The organism is Streptomyces violaceorubidus, from assembly GCF_000717995.1.
Taxonomy (GTDB): domain Bacteria; phylum Actinomycetota; class Actinomycetes; order Streptomycetales; family Streptomycetaceae; genus Streptomyces; species Streptomyces violaceorubidus.
In genome coordinates, this window is record NZ_JODM01000273.1 from 1 (window position 1) to 202 (window position 202).

Consider the following 202-nt stretch of genomic DNA (forward strand, 5'->3'; position numbering starts at 1 on the left):
GACCGGTACAACCTCAACGTCTCCGTCAGCGGTGCCGGCAGCTGGACGGTGACGATGAACGTGCCGTCCCCGGCGAAGGTCCTGTCGACCTGGAACGTCAACGCGAGCTACCCGAGCGCGCAGACGCTGACCGCCAAGTCGAACGGCAGCGGCAACAGCTGGGGCGCCACCATCCAGGCCAACGGCAACTGGACCTGGCCGA

General features: G+C 67.3%; 1 pseudogene. It reads left to right on the forward strand.

The features are described from left to right. A pseudogene (locus IE94_RS0135065) lies at window positions 1-202 on the forward strand (hypothetical protein); the annotation flags it as partial.